The 20,933-nt window shown below is 69.0% G+C and carries 20 protein-coding genes; 13 read left to right on the plus strand and 7 right to left on the minus strand.

What is annotated here, in order from left to right; all coding sequences use genetic code 11:
• Window positions 1-41 precede the first annotated feature (41 nt).
• From ACFV15_RS12640 to ACFV15_RS12650, 3 genes are read right to left on the minus strand one after another with little or no spacing between them, the layout of a single operon-like run.
• A complete protein-coding gene (locus ACFV15_RS12640) occupies window positions 42-2,312 on the minus strand; it encodes an AAA family ATPase (RefSeq protein ID WP_378350341.1) in 2,271 nt (756 codons plus the stop codon).
• A gap of 9 nt (window positions 2,313-2,321) precedes the next feature.
• Window positions 2,322-3,281 carry a CDP-diacylglycerol--serine O-phosphatidyltransferase gene (gene pssA, locus ACFV15_RS12645; protein ID WP_378350342.1) on the minus strand — a complete coding sequence of 320 codons (960 nt, stop codon included), beginning with the start codon at window positions 3,279-3,281 and terminating at the stop codon, window positions 2,322-2,324.
• Window positions 3,281-3,982, minus strand: a complete 702-nt coding sequence (locus ACFV15_RS12650) for a phosphatidylserine decarboxylase (protein WP_091288123.1) — start codon at window positions 3,980-3,982, stop codon at window positions 3,281-3,283. The genes pssA and ACFV15_RS12650 overlap by 1 nt, the downstream gene beginning before the upstream one ends.
• A 164-nt stretch (window positions 3,983-4,146) precedes the next feature.
• Between ACFV15_RS12650 and ACFV15_RS12655 the strand changes: the two genes are divergently transcribed.
• Entirely contained in the window at window positions 4,147-4,368 is a 222-nt protein-coding gene (locus ACFV15_RS12655) for a hypothetical protein (RefSeq protein ID WP_378350343.1), read from the plus strand.
• A 39-nt stretch (window positions 4,369-4,407) separates the two neighbouring features.
• Here the strand turns inward: ACFV15_RS12655 and ACFV15_RS12660 are convergent, their stop codons facing one another.
• The gene (locus ACFV15_RS12660) at window positions 4,408-4,701 is read right to left on the minus strand and encodes a GlsB/YeaQ/YmgE family stress response membrane protein (RefSeq protein ID WP_378350344.1); all 294 of its coding nucleotides are present in this window, start codon (window positions 4,699-4,701) and stop codon (window positions 4,408-4,410) included.
• A gap of 64 nt (window positions 4,702-4,765) precedes the next feature.
• On the opposite strand from ACFV15_RS12660, the gene ACFV15_RS12665 reads away from it, so the two are divergent.
• Entirely contained in the window at window positions 4,766-5,329 is a 564-nt protein-coding gene (locus tag ACFV15_RS12665) for a winged helix-turn-helix domain-containing protein (RefSeq protein WP_378350345.1), read from the plus strand.
• Window positions 5,326-6,546: an MFS transporter gene (locus ACFV15_RS12670; RefSeq protein ID WP_378350346.1), complete on the plus strand. Its 1,221-nt coding sequence runs from the start codon at window positions 5,326-5,328 to the stop codon at window positions 6,544-6,546. The genes ACFV15_RS12665 and ACFV15_RS12670 overlap by 4 nt, the downstream gene beginning before the upstream one ends.
• On the opposite strand, the gene glp is transcribed toward ACFV15_RS12670, so the two are convergent.
• Window positions 6,497-7,693, minus strand: a complete 1,197-nt coding sequence (gene glp / locus ACFV15_RS12675; RefSeq protein ID WP_378350347.1) for a gephyrin-like molybdotransferase Glp — start codon at window positions 7,691-7,693, stop codon at window positions 6,497-6,499. The two genes, ACFV15_RS12670 and glp, sit on opposite strands and share 50 nt — an antisense overlap.
• Window positions 7,694-7,767: 74 nt before the next feature.
• Between glp and ACFV15_RS12680 the strand changes: the two genes are divergently transcribed.
• The 5 genes from ACFV15_RS12680 (at window position 7,768) to groL (ending at window position 12,725) form a co-directional block, all read left to right on the plus strand.
• A complete protein-coding gene (locus ACFV15_RS12680) occupies window positions 7,768-8,445 on the plus strand; it encodes a TIGR00266 family protein (RefSeq protein ID WP_378350348.1) in 678 nt (225 codons plus the stop codon).
• Between the two features lie 3 nt (window positions 8,446-8,448).
• A complete protein-coding gene (locus ACFV15_RS12685) occupies window positions 8,449-9,075 on the plus strand; it encodes an AIM24 family protein (RefSeq protein WP_378350349.1) in 627 nt (208 codons plus the stop codon).
• Between the two features lie 79 nt (window positions 9,076-9,154).
• Complete coding sequence (locus ACFV15_RS12690; RefSeq protein WP_378350350.1) at window positions 9,155-9,358, plus strand: cold-shock protein; 204 nt, start codon at window positions 9,155-9,157, stop codon at window positions 9,356-9,358.
• A gap of 37 nt (window positions 9,359-9,395) precedes the next feature.
• Window positions 9,396-10,817 carry a serine/threonine-protein kinase gene (locus ACFV15_RS12695; protein ID WP_378350351.1) on the plus strand — a complete coding sequence of 474 codons (1,422 nt, stop codon included), beginning with the start codon at window positions 9,396-9,398 and terminating at the stop codon, window positions 10,815-10,817.
• 279 nt (window positions 10,818-11,096) lie between these two features.
• Complete coding sequence (groL, locus tag ACFV15_RS12700) at window positions 11,097-12,725, plus strand: chaperonin GroEL (RefSeq protein WP_378350352.1); 1,629 nt, start codon at window positions 11,097-11,099, stop codon at window positions 12,723-12,725.
• Between the two features lie 377 nt (window positions 12,726-13,102).
• On the opposite strand, the gene ACFV15_RS12705 is transcribed toward groL, so the two are convergent.
• Window positions 13,103-13,429, minus strand: coding sequence for a PspC domain-containing protein (locus ACFV15_RS12705; RefSeq protein WP_378350353.1), 327 nt, complete (start codon window positions 13,427-13,429; stop codon window positions 13,103-13,105).
• Between the two features lie 106 nt (window positions 13,430-13,535).
• Here ACFV15_RS12705 and ACFV15_RS12710 point away from each other — a divergent pair, with 106 nt between their 5' ends.
• The 3 genes from ACFV15_RS12710 (at window position 13,536) to ACFV15_RS12720 (ending at window position 16,320) form a co-directional block, all read left to right on the plus strand.
• The gene (locus ACFV15_RS12710) at window positions 13,536-14,306 is read left to right on the plus strand and encodes a DNA polymerase beta superfamily protein (RefSeq protein ID WP_378350354.1); all 771 of its coding nucleotides are present in this window, start codon (window positions 13,536-13,538) and stop codon (window positions 14,304-14,306) included.
• Window positions 14,307-14,680: 374 nt separating this feature from the next.
• Complete coding sequence (locus ACFV15_RS12715; protein ID WP_378350355.1) at window positions 14,681-15,346, plus strand: transporter substrate-binding domain-containing protein; 666 nt, start codon at window positions 14,681-14,683, stop codon at window positions 15,344-15,346.
• A 71-nt stretch (window positions 15,347-15,417) separates the two neighbouring features.
• A complete protein-coding gene (locus ACFV15_RS12720; RefSeq protein WP_378350356.1) occupies window positions 15,418-16,320 on the plus strand; it encodes a M23 family metallopeptidase in 903 nt (300 codons plus the stop codon).
• Here ACFV15_RS12720 and ACFV15_RS12725 read toward each other — a convergent pair.
• The gene (locus ACFV15_RS12725; RefSeq protein ID WP_378350357.1) at window positions 16,317-17,249 is read right to left on the minus strand and encodes an o-succinylbenzoate synthase; all 933 of its coding nucleotides are present in this window, start codon (window positions 17,247-17,249) and stop codon (window positions 16,317-16,319) included. The two genes, ACFV15_RS12720 and ACFV15_RS12725, sit on opposite strands and share 4 nt — an antisense overlap.
• A 74-nt stretch (window positions 17,250-17,323) precedes the next feature.
• Between ACFV15_RS12725 and ACFV15_RS12730 the strand changes: the two genes are divergently transcribed.
• Together ACFV15_RS12730 and ACFV15_RS12735 are read left to right on the plus strand one after the other, a co-directional pair.
• Window positions 17,324-20,143, plus strand: a complete 2,820-nt coding sequence (locus tag ACFV15_RS12730; protein ID WP_378350358.1) for a BTAD domain-containing putative transcriptional regulator — start codon at window positions 17,324-17,326, stop codon at window positions 20,141-20,143.
• Between the two features lie 136 nt (window positions 20,144-20,279).
• Window positions 20,280-20,852, plus strand: coding sequence for a type 1 glutamine amidotransferase domain-containing protein (locus tag ACFV15_RS12735; protein WP_378350397.1), 573 nt, complete (start codon window positions 20,280-20,282; stop codon window positions 20,850-20,852).
• The last annotated feature ends 81 nt before the right edge of the window (window positions 20,853-20,933 follow it).

Here is a 20,933-nt window from a genome sequence, read left to right on the forward strand (position 1 = left end):
GTTCCCGACGGTTCTAAACGTCGGGAACACTCACGACCCCGCTACTCGGCGCGGTTCTTGGCGTAGGCCTCCAGCGACGCCAGCTGTCCGGGATCGAGCGAGGGCCGGACCGCTTCGCGGGCCTTGGCGAGGTGGGCGGCCGTGACCTCGGCGGCTTCGAGTGACTCGCGCATGGCGGTCAACGCGGCCTCGCGGATCAGGGCCGCGCAGTCCGCGGCCGAGTAGCGGTCCAAAGTGGACGCCACCTGGTCGAGGTCCACATCGGACGCCAGCGGGGTGTTCTTCGAGCTCGCGCGCAGGATGGCCGCGCGGGCTTCGGCGTCTGGCGGCGGGACGTAGACGAGGCGCTCCAAGCGGCCAGGGCGGAGCAGCGCCGGGTCGACCAGCTCGGGCCGGTTGGTCGCGCCGAGCACCACGACCTCGCGCATGGGCTCGACGCCGTCGAGCTCGGTGAGCAGTGCCGCGACGACGCGATCGGAGACACCCGAGTCCGAGGACTGGCCGCGGCGGGGCGCGAGCGCGTCGATCTCGTCGAGGAAGATCAGGGACGGGGCGGCCTCGGCGGCGCGGCGGAAGAGTTCGCGGACCGCGCGCTCCGATTCGCCGACCCACTTGTCCATCAGCTCGGCGCCCTTGACCGCGAAGACGTTCAGCGCGCCCGTGCCCGCGAGCGCCCGGACGAGATAGGTCTTGCCGCCGCCGGGCGGCCCGTAGAGCAGGACGCCGCGCGGCGGGTCGACGCCGAGGCGGGCGAACGAGTCCGGGTACCGGAGCGGCCAAAGGACGGCTTCGGTCAGCGACTGCTTGACCTCGGTCATGTCGCCGACGTCGTCCAATGTCAGGCCGCCGGTGGCCAGATTGTCCGAAGTGGACATCGAGATCGGGCGGACGGTGGCCAGCGCGTCGAGCAGATCCTGCTGCGCGATGCGGGGCTCGTCGACGTCACGCTGGCGCAGCGCCGCGCGCAGTGCGGCGTCGCGGCGAAGCGCGATGAGGTCCGCGACGACGAAGCCGGGCGTCTTCTCGGCGAGCACGCCGACGTCGGTGCCCGGCTCCAGCGGGACGTCGCGCAGGAGGATGCGCAACAACTCCGTGCGGACCTTGGCGTCGGGCAGCGGCAGGCCCAGTTCGCGGTCGAGCAGATCGGCGCCGCGCAGGCGCGGGTCGACCGATTCGGCCTTGGCCGTGGTCGCGACCAGCGCGAAGTCCTTGCGGCCCAAAGCTTTTTGAAGCTCGTCGAGTACCACGGTCGCCAGCGGCGGTGGCTGGTTGGACGGCAGCAGTGCGTCGATGTCGGTGATCAGCAGTACCGCGGGGCCTTCGCCGTTGGTGGCGCGACCGATCGCGTCGCCGATGCGACCGGCTGCCGCGTTCGGTTCCAGCACGGCGATGCTCGGGGCGGCCAGCGAGACCACGCGGACGTCCTCGGCCTTCGCGACCGCGCGGACCAATGTCGACTTGCCGACACCTTCCGGGCCGGACAGCAGCACGCCGAGCCTGCCGCTGGTGCCGAGTTTCGCGAGCAGCTCCGGGCGGTGGAACGCCAGGTCGAACCATTCGCTCAGCTTGCGGGCGGCGCTCTCCGACCCCGCGAGGTCGGCCAGCGGCGGCACGGATTCGGCCAGCTCTTCGACGCTTTCCTCGTCGACGATCTCGGCGTCGATGAAGTCGTCGGTCGACACGCGCTGGGTCGTGCGCACCACGGTCGTCCCGGTGCGGGCAGGCGGCGGGGCATCACCGGTGCGCGCGCCGTCACGCCAGCTGACCACTGTGGACGGTCCGACCGCGACAGGGCCGCCAGGATCGGTCGCGGTGACCGTCAGCAGCTCATTGGTCCAGGTCATCCCGATCATCCGGGACAGCTGCCCGCGCACGGCGGACACGTCGGAGCCGGGCACCGGCGTGAGGTCCTGCGGCAGCAGGGAAACCGCGTCGCCGACGGTCAGCACCTTGCCGATCAGCGCCAGCCGCAGTGTGCTCGGCGAGAGCGAGGCACTCGCCAGCCGCGATCCGGAGACGGTGACCGTGCGCGCCGCCTGCACTTCGGCCGGCGTGATCACGACCTCGGCGCCCTCGGCGACGCCGAGGTTGGACATCGTGATGTCGTCCAGCAGCACGATTCCCGGCACCCCGGTGTCGTCGGACGGCGCGGCCAGCGCGGCGCTGACGCGGGCGCCGGTCAGGCGCACCGCGTCCCACTCGCGCAGGCCCAAAGCGTCGAGCACCTCGGGATGCAGCCGGACGACACCGCGGCGGGAGTCGAGCACGGACGGGTTGTGGCGGGCGGTCAGCGTGATCTGGGGTGCGCTCACAGCGCCACCCTACTTGTCGCGCTGGCGCAGTCCGATGCTTCTCCAGCTGCGGCGGCGCTGCCCGCCGTTGAGGTTCCGCGGCGCGCGGGCGACATGCTCGCCGCCCCGCGGCGGGATACGCAAAGAGCGCATCGCCGCACCCGCGACCCGGCGCCGCAGCGGCGGGCGCAGGCCGAGACGGCGCTGGCCGCGCGCACGCCGGATCGCGCGGCGCTCGCGCGCCGGCACGGTCCACGCCTCGGGGTGCGCGGCCAGCCAGCGGTGCCGGTAGACCGCGTACGGGATGTGCGCCAGGTACAGCGTCATCGCGATCGCCAGCGCGATCAGCGGGAACAGGAAGATCATCGTGCCGAGGAAGCAGACACCGACAAGCAGCGGCGCGATGGCCTTCGGCGGCGCCTTGATGGTCTTGAGCGACAGCGTCGGGATCCGGCTGATCAGCAGCGCCGCGACGGCCACCGCCCAGACCCAGACCACCCACTGCACCGACCAGAAGCCCTCGCCGAACTCCAGCCAGAGGATCACCGGCATCAGCGCCAGCAGGCCACCGGCCGGCGCCGGGACGCCGACGAAGAACTCCGAGGCGTACGGCGGCTGTTCGACGTCGAGCAGCGTGTTGAACCGCGCCAGCCGCAGCACTATGCAGACCGCGAACACCAGCGAGGCGACCCAGCCGATGCGCACTCCGTCGGCGTGCCACACGTACAGCACGAGCGCGGGTGCGACACCGAACGAGATCGCGTCGGCCAGCGAGTCCAGCTCGGCGCCCATCTTGGACGTCGCGTCGAGCAGCCGCGCGATCCGGCCGTCGAGGCTGTCGAGCACCGCGGCGATGCCGATCGACGCGAGCGCCATCGAGTAGTTCCCGGCGAGCGCGAACTGCACGGCCGAAAGTCCGGCGCACAGCGCGAGCACGGTGATGGCGTTCGGCAGCAGCCGGATACCCGGCGTGCTGGGCACGCGGACCATCAGCCCTCCAATGTGGGCAGTTCAGCGATGGGGGTTTCGCCGCCGATGGTGCGCTGGCCCTTGCGGACCAGCAGCTTGCTGCCCGGCGGCAGGTACAGGTCGACGCGCGAGCCGAACCGGATGAGGCCGTAGGTGGCGCCCGCGTCGACCTTGTCGCCGTCGGCGATCTCGCAGACGATGCGCCGCGCGACGAGCCCGGCGATCTGCACGACGACGAGCTCGTGGCCGTCGGACGTGCGCATGAGCACGGAGTTGCGTTCGTTGTCGTCGCTGGCCTTGTCGAGGTCGGCGGACAGGAACTTGCCGGGGCGGTAGGCGACCTTCTCGATGACGCCGGTGGCGGGGATCCGCTGCACGTGGACGTCGAAGACGGACAGGAAGACGCTCACGCGCAGCCGCGGCTCGGCCGGCAGGCCAAGCTCGGGCGGCGGGGTGGCTTCTTCGATCAGCGAGACCAGGCCGTCGGCGGACGCGATCGCGAGGTCGGTCCTGGCGGGCGGCACACGCTTGGGCTCGCGGAAGAACGCGGCGGTCGCGGCCGTGGCCAGCGCGCCGACGACGCCGAGGCGCTTGGAGAACCTGCGCAGCACCAGCGTGCCCGCGATTCCGCCGAGCACGAACGGCCTGCCGGCCGGGTGCATCGGCGGGATGGTCTCGCGTGCCAGCTGGACGGCGTGGGTGAGCGGATTGCCGGAGCTCATCTGGTCGGTTCCCCGCAGACGTGTGGAGTGGGATGGGGCGGCACCACGCTACCGGGCGGCGCGGGTCACATCCCCGCCGTGGGTGGTTACCAGGCGGGCCGAGTAACGGAACGTCGAATTCCGCGATAACTCAGGGTAGTTAGTAATCGTGGAAGAGGTTGCGCATGACAGGCATCGCGGAGGGATACGGCCATCGTCTCGCTGTCTGCCTGGAGGCCTGGCGGCGGGACATCGTGGACACCCCACTCGCCGCGCTGCCGGTTTTTTTCGACCTGGATTACGCGGTTGACGTGGTCAAACAGGCGAGACAAGCCGACCGGACGCATGCGTCCCCCGACGACGCACGCGCCCGGCCGGTGCCCGGGAATCCAGTGGACCTACTTTAGTCGGTGGGCAGGCGATGATCACCGATCGTCGGAGAAAAGTTACAAACGGTCACGCGAGCGACGAGTGCGCGACCCGGCGCTGGAGATCAGCCGCAGGATCAGCAGCAGTACGACGGCGCCCATCACCGCGACGCCGAAGCTCGGCAGGTCGAACCCGAGCGTCTCGCGCTCGCCCGTGATCCCGCGATAGATCAGGCCGCCGAGCGCGGCGCCGACGATGCCGACCGCGATGTTGACCAGGCAGCCGGAGCGGCGCCGGTCGGGGCCGCCGACCGCGAGGTTCGCGACCCAGCCTGCCAGCGCTCCGAAGATCACCCACGAGAAGAAACCCATGGGTGAAGCGTACCCCGATAATAGACAAGAGACATTGCACAAGAACTCTTGTACATTGGCGGTCATGACCGAACGCGGGATCCGGGAGATCCACGACTCCAAGGTGCTGGCCGCCATGTCGCATCCGCTGCGCAGGCGGCTGCTCGACGTGCTCAAGGTCAACGGCCCGTCGACGGCCAGCGTGCTCGCCGACAAGACCGGTCAGGCGGTCGGCAACGTCAGCCATCACCTCAAGGTGCTGGCCGCGAGCGAACTGGTCGAGGAGGTGCCCGAACTCGCCCGCGATCGGCGCGAACGCTGGTGGCGCAGGTCCTCCGACGGCTTCAAGTGGTCCGTCAAGGACTTCCGCGACGACCCGATCGGTGAGGCGGCGGAGTCGCTGGCGCTCGAGCACCAGGTCGCGATCGCGCGCGCTTGGCTCGCCAACTGGCAGAGTTACGCGCCCGAGTGGGAAGAGGCTTCGTTCGACTCGAATGCCTGGGCCTGGCTCACCTCGGCGGAACTTGGCGAGATCAAGGACCAGATCACCGCGCTGATCAGCGGCTGGGCCAACCGCGAACTCCCCGACGACGGCCAAGAACGAGAACCCGTCTTCCTGTTCGCGCGCGGCATGCCTGGTAAGCCATGAGGGACTTCCGGCTGCTGTGGGCAGGCGAGACGATCAGCCTGCTCGGGAGCAACGTCGCGGCCGTCGCGCTGCCGCTGGTCGCCGTGGTCACCTTGCGGGCGGACACCTTCACCGTCGGCCTGCTGTCCGCGGTCGCCTGGCTGCCGTGGTTCCTCGTCGGACTGCCTGCCGGCGCTTGGGTGGACCGGTGGCGCAAGCGTCCGGTCATGATGGCCTGCAACGTGATCTCGATGGTGGTGTTCGCCAGTATCCCGGCCGCCGCCTGGTTCGGCGTGCTCACCGTGACCCAGTTGCTGGTGGTCGCGCTGCTCGGCGGAGTGACGAAGGTCTTCTTCACGACCGCGTACCGGGCCTACGTGCCGCTGATCGTCCACGATGGACAGTTGCTCGGCGCCAACGCCAGGTTGCAGGGCAGCGAATCGGCCGTGCAGGTCGTGGGGCCGGGGCTGGGCGGCTTGCTGGCTCAGGTTTTCGGCGCGGTTTCCGGTCTGCTGGCGGACGCGGTGAGCTTCGGTGTCTCCGCACTGTTGCTGCGTTTCATCAAAACCGACGAGGACCGTCCAAAAAGGAGTAATCGGCGGTTGCGGGCGGAGATCGCGGACGGCGTGCGGTTCCTGGCGCGCGACCCGTACCTGGGGCGGCTGGCGGTCTTCGCCGCCATCTCGAACATCGCGCTCGAGGGGTACCAGGCGATCCAGATCGTGTTCCTGAGCCGGGATCTCGGCCTGAGTCCCGGCATGGTCGGCCTGGTGCTGGCGGTGTCGGCGCTCGGCGGCGTGGCCGGTGCGGGGATCGCCGGAAAGGTCAGCGCCCGAATCGGTACCGTGCGCGCGTTTCTCGTCGCCGAGGCGGTCGCTTCGCTGCTGCTGCTCATCGGGCCGTTCGGGCTGGTGACCTTCGTGATCGCCGGAGTCGCGATCAGCATGGGGTTGCTGGTGTCCAATGTGCTCACCGTGACCTTCCGGCAGCAGTACTGCCCGCCGGCGTTGTTCGGCCGGATCACCACGAGCATCGCGACGCTCAGCTACGGCGGCATCGCGCTGGGCGCACTGCTCGGCGGCGTGCTCGGGGAGTGGCTCGGCGTGCGGCCGACCATGTGGATCATGGCGCCGCTGCAGCTGGTGGCCGTGCTCGTGGTCAGTCCACTGTGGAAGCTCCGCGACTTCCCTAGCAAATCAGCACCACGTCCACCTCATCACCTTCAGCCACAGCCGTGACGTCCTCGGGCAGCACGATCAAGCAGTTCGACTGAGTGAACGCGGCCAGCAGGTGCGAGCCCGCACCGCCGCGCGGCCCGACCAGGCCGGTGACCTGGCCTTCCTTGTGCGTGTAGAAGCCGCGGCGGAACTGGCGGCGCCCGGCCGGTGACTTCATCGCCTCGGTCAGCTTCGCGCGCACGCGCAGCCGGTGCACGCCGGTGTGCCCCAGCGCGGTCAGCAGCGCGGGGCGCAGGAAGGCCTCGAACGAGACCAGCACGCTCACGGGGTTCCCGGGCAGCGTCACCACGGGAACCCCGTGCCAGCGCCCGCACCCCTGCGGCCCGCCCGGCTGCATCGCGACCTTGGTGAACTCGACGCCGGAGTCGGTCAGCGCGTCCTTCACGACCTCGTACGCGCCCGCGCTGACCCCGCCGGAGGTCACCAGCAGATCGGCGTGCCGCAGCTTCGGCTCGATGGCGGCGCGGAACGCGGTGACGTCGTCGGCGACACTGCGCACGATCTCGACCTCGCAGCCGAGCGCGCGGATGGCGGCGGCCAGCATGACGGCGTTCGACTCGTAGATCTGCCCGTACCGCAACGGTTCCGGCGGGACGACCAGTTCGGTGCCGGTCGACGCCACGATCACGCGCAGCGGCGCGTGCACGCGAAGCCGGTCCTTGCCGACGGCCGACGCGAGCCCCAGCTGAGCGGGCCCGAGCCTGGTCCCGGCGGGCAGCGCGACCGTGCCTTCGCGCACGTCCTCGCCGACATGGCGGACGTGGTTGTCCACCGGCACGGATTCGAGGATCCGCACGCGCTCGGTGCCGCCGTCGGTCTTCTCGACCATCACCACGGCGTCCGCGCCGGGCGGCATCGGCGCGCCGGTCATGATCCGCTGCGTGGTGCCTGGTTCGAGCGGCGGGACGTCGACCAGCCCCGCCGGGATGTCCCCGGTGACCGGCAGCTCGACCGGCGCGTCCGCGACGTCGGCGGCGCGCACGGCGTACCCGTCCATCGCGGAGTTGTCGAACGGCGGCAGCGAAACGCCCGCCAGCACGTCCTCGGCGAGCACCAGCCCGGCGCAGTCCTGCAGCGGCAGTTCGCGCACCGGCGCGCTGCCGAGCAGCTTGGTCACGTTCTCACGGTGCTCGTCGACGGAGATCACGCGGACCATCCTGCCCCTACCGGGGCCTCATGCAAGACTCTCCCCGCCACAGGCTTGTCTCATGGGGAGAAGAAATGCAGGTTCAGATCCGTCACCAGCCGTCCTTCGCCGTCGCCAGACTGGTTCTCGCGCCTGGTGAACCCGCCCAGGTCGAATCGGGCGCGATGATGGCGACGAGCTACGGCGTGGCGGTCCAGTCGCAGGCGCAGGGCGGGATCATGAAGGGCCTCGGCCGGGCCTTCCTCTCCGGCGAGTCCTTCTTCATCTCCACCTTCACCGCCCCGCAGAACGGCGGCTGGGTCGACGTCGCCGCGAACCTGCCGGGTGACATGCAGATCTTGAATCTCGACGGCCGCACCGGCTGGTGCGTGACCAAGGGTTCGTGGATCGCGTCCTCGCACGGAGTGCACACCGAGACCAAGTGGGGCGGGCTCAAGAACCTCGTCGGCGGCGAGGGCGGCTTCCTCACCCACGCGACGGGCCAGGGTCCGCTGGTCGTGGCCTGCTACGGCGCGCTCGAAGCCGTGACGCTGCAGCCGGGCGAGGTCGTCACCATCGACACCGGCCACATCGTCGCGTTCGCCGACACCGTGCAGTACCAGATCCGCAAGGTCGCGCAGGGCATCATCCAGTCGATGAAGAGCGGTGAAGGCCTGGTCTTCGACTTCGCGGGGCCGGGAACCGTGCTCACCCAGACCCGCAACCCGTCGGCGCTCTCGGCGTGGGTCATCGCTCAGGTGCCCGCGCGGTAGATCATGCGGGTCCACACCAGGCATACCCCGCACTGCGGGGTCGCGCGCATCCTGCTTTCGCCGGGCGAGGCCGTGCAGGCCAACGCCGACGCGATGGTCGCCAGCAGCTTCGGCGTCACCGAGACCCCGCCCGCGCGCGGCGGGGTCCGCTCGCACGGCAAGGGCCTGCCCTCGGTGTTCAACGCGCCTGCCGAGGGCGGCTGGCTCGACCTGGCGCCCGCGGTCGCCGGTGACGTCTACCCGCTGGAGTTCGACGGCAAGGTCGGCTGGTCGGTGCGCAAGGGCTCGGTGCTCGCGCGGCCGTCGACCCTGCGCCACGACCAGAACTGGGCGGCGCACGGGAAGCTGTTCGGCGCCGACAACGGCTTCCTCGACCACTACACCGGGGTCGGCCCGCTCGTGCTGTCCTCGGCGGGGCCGGTCGACGCGTTCGCACTCGAACCGGGTGAACTGGTCACCGTCCGCCCCGATTACCTGCTCGCGTATCCCGACTCGGTGCAGTGCAGGCTGCGGGCGGTCGACCCGTCGGGACCGCAGTCGGTGGCCACCGGCGAGGGGCTGGCGCTGGACTTCGCGGGGCCGGGAACGGTGCTCGTGCAAGCCCGTAATCGGCGGCTTTCGAAGGCCTGACGTTGCGGCAAATCGCCGATTGCCAGCCGTCTGACGGCCGGTAGCGTGATCGGTACTTCTTTTCGCCGAGGAGGATGCCTTGACCGCAGGCACCGTGAAATGGTTCAACTCCGAAAAGGGCTACGGATTCATCGAATCCTCCGATGGGCCCGACGTGTTCGTCCACTATTCCGCGATCCAGGCCGACGGGTTCCGCACCCTCGACGAGGGCGATCGCGTCGAGTTCGAGATCCAGTCCGGCCGTGACGGCCGTAACCAGGCAGCTGACGTCCGGAAGGTCTGACAGCGGGTAGAGATCGGCGCGCGTTAGAGTGCCGATCGTGACAGGCGACGTGTCGGGGGACCTCACCGGTCGCCGGCTGGGCAACTACCGCATCGACGGCGTGCTCGGCAAGGGCGGCATGAGTGTGATGTACAAGGCCACCGACGTGCGCTTGGGGCGCAAGGTGGCGCTGAAGGTGATCGGCGAGCATCTGGGCGCCGACGCCGAGTTCCGCGAGCGGTTCGTCGACGAGGCACGCAACACCTCCGCGATCGACCACGCGAACATCGTCCCGCTCTACGACTTCGGCGAGCTCGACGGCATGTTGTACATCGCCATGCGGATGGTCGACGGCGCCGACCTCGCGAGCGCCATCGGCGGCGGCCCGATCGCCCCGGTGCGAGCCTTGAGCCTGCTCGACCAGGTCGCGGACGCGCTCGACAGCCTGCACAACCGCGGCCTCGTGCACCTCGACGTCAAACCGGCCAACGTGCTGGTGACCAGCCGGGAGTCCTCCCGCGAGCACGTCTACGTCGCCGACTTCGGCCTGACCAGGCGTGGCGCGACCGGGCACCGCACCCGTGGCGGCGACTTCCTCGGCTCGCCCACCTACGCGGCGCCGGAGCACCTGCGCGGCGAGCCGCTCGACGGCCGCACCGACCAGTACGCGCTGACCTGCGTGCTCTTCGCGTGCCTCACCGGCAGCCCGCCCTTCAAGGGTGACGTGCCGACGGTCATCAAGGGACATCTGAACGGCGACCCGCCGCTGGTCTCGCGCGTGGTCGCGCTGCCGCCCGCGGTCGACGAGGTCGTCCGCAAGGGGATGGCGAAGAACCCCAAGGACCGCTACGCCAGCTGCGTCGAGCTCATCGCCGCCGCGCGCCGCGCCTTGGGCCCGCTCGCGACCTCCGACAAGCCGCCGGGCCCGCCCGGCTCACCGTCGTCTACACCACCACAGGGAGAGGGGGCACCAATGAATCCCTATGGACAGCAGCCGCCCGGCTATCAGGGACCGCAGGGGCCTCAGGGGCCCCAGCAGGGCCCGCCTCCCGGATACGGCCAGCCGCAAGGGCCGCCACCGGGATACGGCCCGCCGCCCGGTCAGTACGGCCCGCCTCAGCAGCAGGGCCCGCCTCCCGGATACGGCCCGCCCCCTGGCTACGGACACCCCCAGCAGGGCGACCCCGTGCGCCTGCGCCCGCCGGCGCCGGCCAGCAGTGCCGCCTCGTTCCAGCAGGGCGGCAAGAGCGGCGGCGGCAAGAAGTGGATCTGGATCGTCGTCGGCCTCGTGGTCGTCGCCGCCGTCGTGGTCGGCGTCATCCTGCTGACCACTAAGGACGACAAGGGCGGCGGGACGAACCCCGGCAACGAACCGAAGACCACGGCGCCGCAGATCCCGGTCGGCAGCGGTGGCCCGACGAGTGGCCCGAAGTCCTCGCTCAAGCCGCCACCGTCGATCTCGGTGCAGCCGTCCAGCTGAGGCACTCGCTGGACGGCGGGTCTTTCTGACACGCTTCTGACCAGGGTTTCTTGCACTCTCCCCCATAGAGTGCTAAACACGCATTGGCACTCGGCACCGTCGAGTGCCAGGTGGGTGGTCGCCGATCATCTCACCTGAAGGTCGGGACGGTGAGGCCGTGCCGAGGGGAAACCCTGGCAGGTCGTCCGTCGCGGGCACCGAGCCTGGCCGTGGAAGTAGTCCTGCTGCTGTCGCCTGCGCGGCTGACGGCAGCGCCCAATACCGGAGGACCACACCGTAATGGCCAAACTGATCGCGTTCGATGAGGAAGCCCGCCGCGGTCTTGAGCGCGGCTTGAACATCCTCGCCGAAGCCGTCAAGGTGACGCTTGGCCCCCGTGGCCGCAACGTCGTGCTCGAGAAGAAGTGGGGTGCGCCGACGATCACGAACGACGGCGTCTCCATCGCGAAGGAAATCGAGCTTGATGACCCCTGGGAGAAGATCGGGGCCGAGCTCGTCAAGGAAGTTGCCAAGAAGACCGACGACGTCGCGGGTGACGGCACCACCACCGCCACCGTGCTCGCCCAGGCTCTCGTCAAAGAGGGCCTGCGCAACGTTGCCGCCGGTGCTGACCCGATCAGCCTGAAGCGCGGCATCGAGCAGGCCGTCGAGGCCATCACCGAGCAGCTGCACAAGATGGCCGTGCAGATCGAGACCAAGGAGCAGATCGCTGCTACCGCCTCGATCTCGGCCGCTGACCGCACCATCGGCGAGCTCATCGCCGAGGCGCTGGACAAGGTCGGCAAGGAAGGCGTCGTCACTGTCGAGGAGAGCAACACCTTCGGTCTCGAGCTCGAGCTCACCGAGGGCATGCGCTTCGACAAGGGCTACATCTCCGGCTACTTCGTGACCGACCCGGAGCGTCAGGAAGCGGAGCTCGAGGACCCCTACATCCTCCTGTTCGGTTCCAAGATCTCCACGGTCAAGGACGTGCTGCCGCTGCTGGAGAAGGTCATCCAGTCCGGCAAGCCGCTGCTGATCATCGCCGAGGACGTCGAGGGCGAAGCCCTTGCCACCCTGATCGTCAACAAGATGCGCGGCACCTTCAAGTCCGTCGCCGTCAAGGCGCCCGGCTTCGGTGACCGCCGCAAGGCCATCCTGCAGGACATCGCGATCCTGACCGGTGGCCAGGTCATCTCCGAGGACGTCGGCCTCAAGCTCGAGAACGCGGACCTTTCCCTGCTGGGCAAGGCTCGCAAGGCCGTCATCACCAAGGACGAGACCACCATCGTCGAGGGTGCTGGCGACGCCGACCAGATCCAGGGTCGCGTCAACCAGATCCGCGCCGAGATCGAGAACTCGGACTCGGACTACGACCGCGAGAAGCTCCAGGAGCGTCTGGCGAAGCTGGCCGGCGGCGTGGCCGTCATCAAGGCCGGTGCCGCCACCGAGGTCGAGCTGAAGGAGCGCAAGCACCGCATCGAGGATGCAGTGCGCAACGCCAAGGCCGCCGTCGAAGAGGGCATCGTCGCCGGTGGTGGCGTCGCTCTCATCCAGGCCGCCGAGGCCGCCTTCGCCGGTCTGAAGCTCGAGGGCGACGAGGCCACTGGTGCCAACATCGTCAAGGTCGCCGTCGAGGCGCCGCTCAAGCAGATCGCGATCAACGCCGGCCTCGAAGGCGGCGTCGTGGTGGAGAAGGTCAAGGGCCTGCCGCAGGGTCACGGCCTGAACGCCGCCACCGGTGTCTACGAGGATCTGCTCGCCGCCGGCGTGCCGGACCCCACGAAGGTCACCCGCTCCGCGCTGCAGAACGCCGCCTCCATCGCGGCGCTGTTCCTCACCACCGAGGCCGTTGTCGCCGACAAGCCGGAGAAGGCCGCACCGGCCGCTCCGGGTGGCGACGGTGGCATGGGTGGCATGGACTTCTGAGTTCGGCCGCTTAACGGGGAAAGCCCGGTCCGCTTCGGCGGGCCGGGTTTTTTTCTTGCCTTGGGTACGCCCCGAAGCTTGGGGTCGTGAGTGTTTTCGCCGGTTAGAACCGGCCGTACCACTCACGACCCTTGCCGGAGTCTCATCGCGAAGCGAGGGTGCCCCCGGGTGAGTACTACGCACTCAACGGCCCCCTCACACCCGTCAAAGGGCTCGACGGCGTCTCCCTGGACGTGGCGAGGGAAGCCAACCGGCCAACACCGAACATGCGCTTCGCAATAAATGGCCGAAGACGAGATGGACGTAAAGGGGCCCCGGACGCGCGAGGGGTGCGCCCGGGGCCGGGGTGGAGGGTTCGTGAACTGTCCCCTAGACGATCAGGCGGGGACGGGGATCTCTTCGTCGAGGCGGGCGTCGGTCGAGACGTTGGCCTCCTCGGCGGGGGTCAGGATCCACGCGGCGGCGTAGATCGGGATGGTCATGCCCATCAGCACGAAGGTGGCGATGGCCAGCAGCACACGGACCGCGGTGGGGTCGATGCCGAAGTAGTGGGCCCAGCCCGCGCAGACGCCGCCGAGCTTGCGGTCGGTGCGGCTGCGGAAGAGCTGCTTGGCGGCGGTGGCCGGGGAGGCAGGGGAGGCAGGGGAGGCAGGGGAGGCAGGGGAGGTCGGGAAGGTCTCGGAGAAGTTCACGTTGTTCGTCATGGGTAAATCATGACTGATAGACGTACGTATGGACATCCGGGAAACCCCTGAGTCCATCCCTGAAAACCGGATGACCCGGACTCGGGGGTCGCGGTAGTACTACCTGGTGAAACACGACAGCCCCGAGTTCAAGGCCATCGCGGAGCAGGGCATGATCCTGCGCTGCGAGGTCGGCTCCGGCCTGCTCGGCACCGCGCTCGAGGGTCAGCATGACCGCGATGAGATGGGTATCTGCATCGAACCGCCGGAGTACGTCGCCGGCCTGCGCCGCTTCGAGCAGTACATCCACCGGGCTCAGCCGGAGGGCGTCCGGTCCGAGCCTGGCGACTTGGAGCTCATCGTCTATTCGCTGCGCAAGTGGATGCGGCTCGCGCTCAGCGGCAACCCGACGGTGCTCATCCCGCTGTTCGCACCCGAACGCGAGATCGTCGAGATCAACGACTTCGGCCGTGAGCTGCGGGCGAACGCGTCGTTCATCGTTTCGCGGCAGGCGGGGCAGCGGTTTCGCGGCTACCTGGCCGCTCAGCGGGACCGGATGCTCGGCAACGGCAGTCAGCACACCAATCGGCCGGAGCTGATCGAGAGGTACGGCTTCGACACCAAGTTCGCGATGCACATGGTCCGGCTTGGTGTGCAGGGCGTCGAGCTGCTCGAAACCGGCAAGATCACGCTGCCCATTCCGGAGCCTTGGCTGAGCTGGCTGCGTGAGCTGCGTCGGGGCGAGCACACGAAAGACGAGGCGCTGGACGCCGCGGCCGAGCTGGACGCCCGGCTCGAGAAGCTGGCCCAGACCTCGCCGCTGCCGGAGCATCCTGATCATGCCGCGGCTGACGAATGGCTGGTGCGAGTACATCGGGAGGCCTGGAAGATGGCTTGATGACGATCATCCTCAAGCTGATCAACTCCAAGCCGCCCACTCGCGAACCGGCCATCCGAAGGTCCGCGGTCCGCAAGCTAGCAGCGCTAGTTTCGCTGGCAGCGCTAGGACTTAGCGCCGCTAGCTCAACTAGCGCTGCTAGTTCAGCTGTCAACGCTAGCTGGCCTAGCGGTGCTATCCGAGCTAGCAGTGGCAGCCAAGTTAGCGGCGCTAGTTCGGCTAGCGATGACAGCCGAACTAGCGATGCTAATTCAGCTAGCGGTGACAGTTTCGCTAACGGCGCTAGGCGAACCAGCGGTGACAGCGGAGCTAGCGGTGCTAGTGAAACTGGCTTTGGTGGCAGCAGGCTCGACGCGATCCTGCGTCGCGGCGAAGTGAAGGTCTGCACCACCGGCGACTACCGGCCCTTCACCTACCGCGACGCGAACGGCGGCTACAGCGGCATCGACATCGACCTGGCGAAGGAACTCGCGACCAGCCTCAAAGTCCGCCTCGCACTCGTGCCGACCACCTGGAAGACGCTCCTCGACGACCTCGGCCGCCGCTGCGACCTCGGCATGGGCGGCATCTCGATCACACTCGACCGAGCCAAGCGCGCCTTCTTCACCGCGCCCTACCTGCGCGACGGCAAAACCCCGATCACCCGCTGCGAAAACGTGGCCAAGTTCCAGACCCTCGAACAGATCGACCGGCCCGGCGTCCGCGTGATCGTCAACCCCGGTGGCACCAACGAGCAGTTCGCCGATGCCAACCTCAAGCGGGCGACCATTGTCCGCCACCCCGACAACAACACGATCTTCGACGAGATCCTCAAGAACAACGCCGACCTGATGATCACCGACGCCACCGAAACCCGCTGGCAGGCCAAGCGGCATCCCGAACTGTGCGCGGTCCACCCCGACCAGCCGTTCACCTTCGCCGAGAAGGCTTATCTGCTGCCGCGCGGCGATGTCGTGTTCCAGCAGTGGGTCGATCAGTGGCTGCACCTCGCGCTCAACGACGGCACCTACGCCCGGATCAGCAAGCCCTGGCTCGGCTGAAAGCCATTTGTATCTCGCTTGTACGGACATCCGGCACAGTCCGGACCAAGCAGTCGAGAAAGGACTCCGCGATGGCAATCAGACGCTGGATCACCGCGATCACCACGCTGGCGATCGGCTTGGCGAGCGCGGCGGCGATCGCATCGCCGGCCAGTGCCGCCGGTCCCCGCCCGAACTTCCAGGTGCCGTTCCCGTGCAACCAGACCTGGAACGGCAACAACGACAACTCCAGCGCGCACGTCGGCTGGGAACTGGACTTCAACCGCGGCAGCACCGCCGACGCCGATCTCGGCGACACGGTCGTCGCCGCGGCCGCGGGCAAGGTCGTCATCTCCGCGCACCAGGGCTCGACCAATGGTTACGGCAACCTGGTCAAGATCGACCACGGCGGCGGCTGGACCAGCTACTACGCGCACCTGCGCGCACGTTCGGTCAGTGTCGGCCAGCAGGTCTCGCAGGGTCAGAAGATCGGCGAGCTCGGCAACACCTCCAAGCCTGGCAACAACATCTCGCCGCACCTGCACTTCGAGATCCGCACCTCGGACCAGGCGTACCCGAACAACACGCAGAAGGCCGTCTTCAATGGCACCACCTTCCCGTACCCGCACGCCAACGTGACCTCGAAGAACTCGTGCAGCGGCAGCAACCCCAACCCGTACGACGCGGTCGAGGTCTGCGGCACCGACTACAAGGTCATCGATTCGGCCGCGCTGGGTTCGGCGGGCACCGCGTACCTGCTCTACAACGCCGCCAACGGCAACAACTGCGTGACCACCATCAAGAGCACCTCGGTCGGCAATGCCAGCTCGGTTTCGGCGTTCCTCGAAGTCCAAGGGGCAGCACGGAAATCGGACTCAGGCAGCTTTGAGTACTACGCCGGGCCGGTCAGCGCCGCGGCGGGCAACAAGTGCGTGAAGTGGGGTGGCTCCGCGGGTTCCTCGACCTACGAGAGCGGCTTCGAGCACTGCGGCTAACGAGACCGCACCCTGGCCAGGCGGTCGACCCACCTGGCCAGGGTGTCTTCATCCGGCCGGAACCGATCGCGAAGATCCGGTTCCGGCGCGCTGCGTGGCACGGGCAGATAACCGTCCACAGGGGACAGTGAGGCTGAGCAGACATCGTTCTCCAGCAACGACATCGTGCCGAGTCCACAAGCGAATTCCAGCGACGGCAGTGCTCCGGCGAGCGCCAGCCCTGCCGCCAGCCCGACACTCGTCTCGACGGCGGACGACACCACGCACGGCAGTCCGCACGCTTCGGCGACTTCCAGCGCCCGGCGCACGCCGCCCAGCGGCGCCACCTTCAGCACCGCGATATCGGCCGCCCCGGCGACGGCGACCTTGAGCGGATCCTCGGCACGGCGGATCGACTCGTCCGCGGCGATCCGCACGTCGACCCTGCGCCGCACGGCCGCGAGCTCTTCGATGGAAACGCACGGCTGTTCGACGTATTCGAGCCCGTCGGCCGCCTTGTCGAGCACCCGGATCGCATCGACGGCCGAGTCGACCTCCCACGCCGTGTTCGCGTCGATCCTGATCGCGCCGGACGGGCCGAGCGCGTCGCGCACCGCCGCCACCCGCTCGCAGTCGTCCACAAGGGACGAGCGTGGATCCGCGACCTTCACCTTCGCCGTCCGGCAACCCGACGCCGCGACCAGCCGGTGTGCTTCCTCGGGTGAGACGACCGGGACGGTCGTGTTCACCTCGACGCGGTCGCGGACCGGTTCCGGCCAGCCGGCTTCGCTGGCTTCGACGGCCGAAGCCAGCCACGGCGCGGACTCGGCGTCGTCGTATTCGGCGAACGGGCAGAACTCGCCCCACCCCGCGGGCCCGTGCAGCAGCACACCTTCACGCACGGTGATACCGCGGAACCGTGTGCGCATGCGGAGTGAGTAGACATCCATCGGCCCGATACTGCCACGCCGCGCGAATCGGCCGAGCACGTGCCGTTTCGTCGGCCAAGAGCCAGAATGAGGTGATGGAGCTCCAGTTCCGTGTGCTCGGCACCGCCGAGGTGACGGCGGATGGGCGGCCCGTTCCGCTCGGCGGCAGCAGGCCGCTGATTGTGCTGGCCGGGCTTCTGTTGCGCTCCAACCAGGTCGTTTCGGTCGAAGAGCTGAGCCGGTGGCTCTGGGACGACGACCAGCGTCGCTCCAAGGGCGCGTTGCAGACGTACGTTCTTCGCGTGCGCCGCGCGCTCGGCGATCTCGCGCCGATCCGCACCGAACGCGGCGGCTATCTGATCGAAGTGGACGAAAGCGCGTTCGATCTCACCCGATTCCGTGACTTCGCCACGCGCGGCAAGCGTGCGGCGGCCCGAGGTGAGCTGCGGCAGGCGGCGAGCTTCTTCAGTGACGCGCTCGCGCAGTGGCGTGGCCCGGCGATGAGCAATGTGGAGTCCGACGCGTTGCACCGCGACGAGGTCGCGCAGCTCGCCGAGGAGCGGCTGCGGGTGCGTGAGCAGTGGGCGGAAGCCATGCTCGCGCTGGGCGACTACGTCACGGTCATCCCGGAATTGACCGAGCTGACCAGGGAAAACCCGCTTCGCGAGCGCCTGCACGAGCAGCTGATGATCGCGCTGTACCGCGCTGGGCGCCAAGCCGAGGCGCTCGCCGTGTATCGCGAGATCAGCGCCGTGCTCGCGGAGGAGCTCGGGCTCGACCCCGGCGCCTCGCTGCGGCGCGCGCATCAGGCGATCCTCACCGGTGACGAGGCCGCGCGCGTCGCGACCAGTGCCGGCCGCGCCGCGTACCGGCTCGGCTCCGAGCCACTGGTCCCGCGTCAGCTGCCGGCGGACCTCGGCGCGTTCGCCGGGCGCGAGGCCGACCTCAAGGCGTTGTGGGCATTGGTACCTGAGCAGCCGGCGGAAGGCCCGGCGTCCTCGCCGATCGCGTCGATCGAAGGCATGGGCGGCATTGGAAAGACCACGCTTGCCGTGCATTTCGCGCACGACGTCGCGGAGCGCTTCCCTGGTGGCCAGATCTACGCCAACCTGCGCGGGTATGGACCGGGCGATCCGGTCGAGCCCGCCGCCGCGTTGGAGACGATGCTCGCCTCGCTCGGCGTGCCCGCCGACCGGATCCCGAGCGACCTCGACGGCCGCGCGTCGCTCTGGCGCACGCACAGCGCGGGGCGCCGGATGCTGATCCTGCTCGACAACGCCGCCAGCACCGAGCAGGTCCGGCTGCTGTTGCCCGGCCCGGGTTGCCTGGTGCTGGTCACGAGCCGCTGGCAGCTTCGAGCGCTGGTCGCGCGGCACAACGCGCACCGCGTCGCGCTCGACGAGCTGGCCGAACAGGACGCGATCACGTTGCTCGCCGCGACCATCGGCGTCGAGCGCGCGAAGGCCGACTGCGCGGCGACCGAACGCTTCGTCGACTACTGCGGCAGGCTCCCGCTGGCCATCCGCATCCTCGCGGTGCGCGCGGACCAGTTCCCCGATGTGCCGCTGGCGGACTTCCTCGCCGACCTCGACACCGAGCAGGACCGGCTCGGCTCGTTCGACCTCGCCGACGGCGACGAGACCAACATCCGCGCGGTGTTCTCGCACTCCTACCAGGCACTCGACCCCGGCGCCGCGCGCATGCTGCGCCTGCTCGGCCTGCCGACGGGCGCCGACTTCAGCGCGCCCGCCGCCGCGGCGATCGCCGGCGTCGGCATCGCGTCGGCGCGCACCAGTCTCAGCAGGCTGGCCTCGGCCTATCTGCTCGGCCAACCGAGGCCGGGGCGGTACCAGTTCCACGACCTGATCCGTGTGTACGCGGCCGAGTTGTCCGCACGTTTCGACTGCGACGCGACGCGAGCGGCCGCGGTCGACCGGCTGCTCGACTGGTATCTGTCGTCGGCGCTGAACGCGTCCAAGATCCTGCGGCCGGAGCGGCACTACCGGCTGGTCGGCGACGTGGACGGCGGCTCGCAGTTCGGCTGCCACGAGCAGGCGCTGGACTGGTTCGACGAAGAAGAAGCCAACCTCGTCGCGGCGGTCAGCTTCGCGTTCCGGGAAGAAAGGTACGAGCGCTGCTGGCAGCTCGCCTGGGTGTTGCAGTCGGCGTTCATCATCCGCGCGCGGCTGGACGAATGGCGTTCGGTCTTCGACCTCGCGCTGCGTGCCGCGCGGCTGGCGAAGAACAGGGCGGGCGAGGCCGGGATCCTCAGTGGACTCGGCGTCGCGCACGGCGTCGCACGGCAGCACGCGGACTCTTTGCGGTATTTGCAGCAGGTCTTGGAGATTCAGCGCGAGCTGGGCACGCGCGAGGGCGAGGCGCGTGCCCAGTACAACTTGGCGCTCTCGGCCGGGAACAACGGCGACCAAGAACGAGCGTATGACCATGCGTTGGAAGCGCTCCGGCTGGTGCGCGAACTGAACCTCGGCAACCTGGAAGCCGATGTCCTGCAAGCACTCGGCGACATCAGCGCCGAAATGGGCAAGCACGAGAAAGCGCTGGAACTCGCCGACAGCGCGCTCGCGATCTGGCGCCGCGCCGGCATCGTCGAAGACGAGCGGTTCGCGTTGCACAGCCGCGGCAAGGCTTTGGTCGGGCTGGGCCGGACCGACGAGGGCATCGGCTGCATGCGGCAGGCGGTCGAGATGTTCTTCAGCCGCGGTGAGCTGTACGAGGCCGCGGATGTGTTGGCCCAATTGGGTGACGTACACGTGAAACTCGGCGACGGCGCGTCCGCCCGTGACTGCTGGCTGCGCGCGGTACGGGTACTGACCGAGCTTTCCCACCCCGACGCCGAAGGCGTCCGAGCCAAGCTCGGCGCGCTGGTCACTGCGTTCGGCCTGCCCGCGCACTGACCCCCAGTGAACAGTGCGCGGGCAGGCCGCCCCGACGCTGTCATTCAACGGGACGGCGCTCACTGCCCGCTGACTGATGTTTGGACCACGCGCGAGCACGGGTATGCGTTGCCTTCACCACGAAGAGAAGGAGCGGATTGTCGTGCCGGACACATTGACCGGTCGCCGGGTGGCGTTCGTCGTCGCACCCGAAGGCACTGAACAGGTCGAGCTCACCGAACCCTGGAAGGCGGTACGGGACGCGGGCGGGCAGCCGGAACTCGTGTCCACCGAGACCGGTTCCATCCAGGCGTTCAACCACCTGGACAAGGCGGACACCTTCCCCGTGGACCGGGTGGTCCGCGAAGTCTCCGCCGACGACTACGACGCGCTCGTACTGCCCGGCGGCGTCGCCAACCCCGACTACCTGCGCACGGTGCCGGAGGCCGTCACCTTCATCGGCCAGTTCTTCGCGCAGGGCAAGCCCGTCGGCGCGATCTGTCACGCGCCGTGGACCCTCATCGAGGCCGACGTGGTCCGCGGCCGCCGCATGACCTCATGGCCGAGCCTGAAGACAGACCTGGTCAACGCGGGCGCGACCTGGGTCGACGAGGAAGTGGTCGTCGACGAAGGCTTCGTCACCAGCCGCAAGCCCGACGACCTCCCCGCCTTCTGCGCCAAGGTCGTCGAAGAGATCTCCGAAGGCAAACACGCGGGCCAGACGGCCTGAGCATGTCGTGAGTGTTCCCGACGGTTAGAACCGCCGGGAACACACACGAACCCAAGTTGAGGTTGGCGGCGAGGGGGCGGG

It is taken from the genome of Amycolatopsis sp. NPDC059657 (assembly GCF_042734395.1).
GTDB lineage: Bacteria > Actinomycetota > Actinomycetes > Mycobacteriales > Pseudonocardiaceae > Amycolatopsis.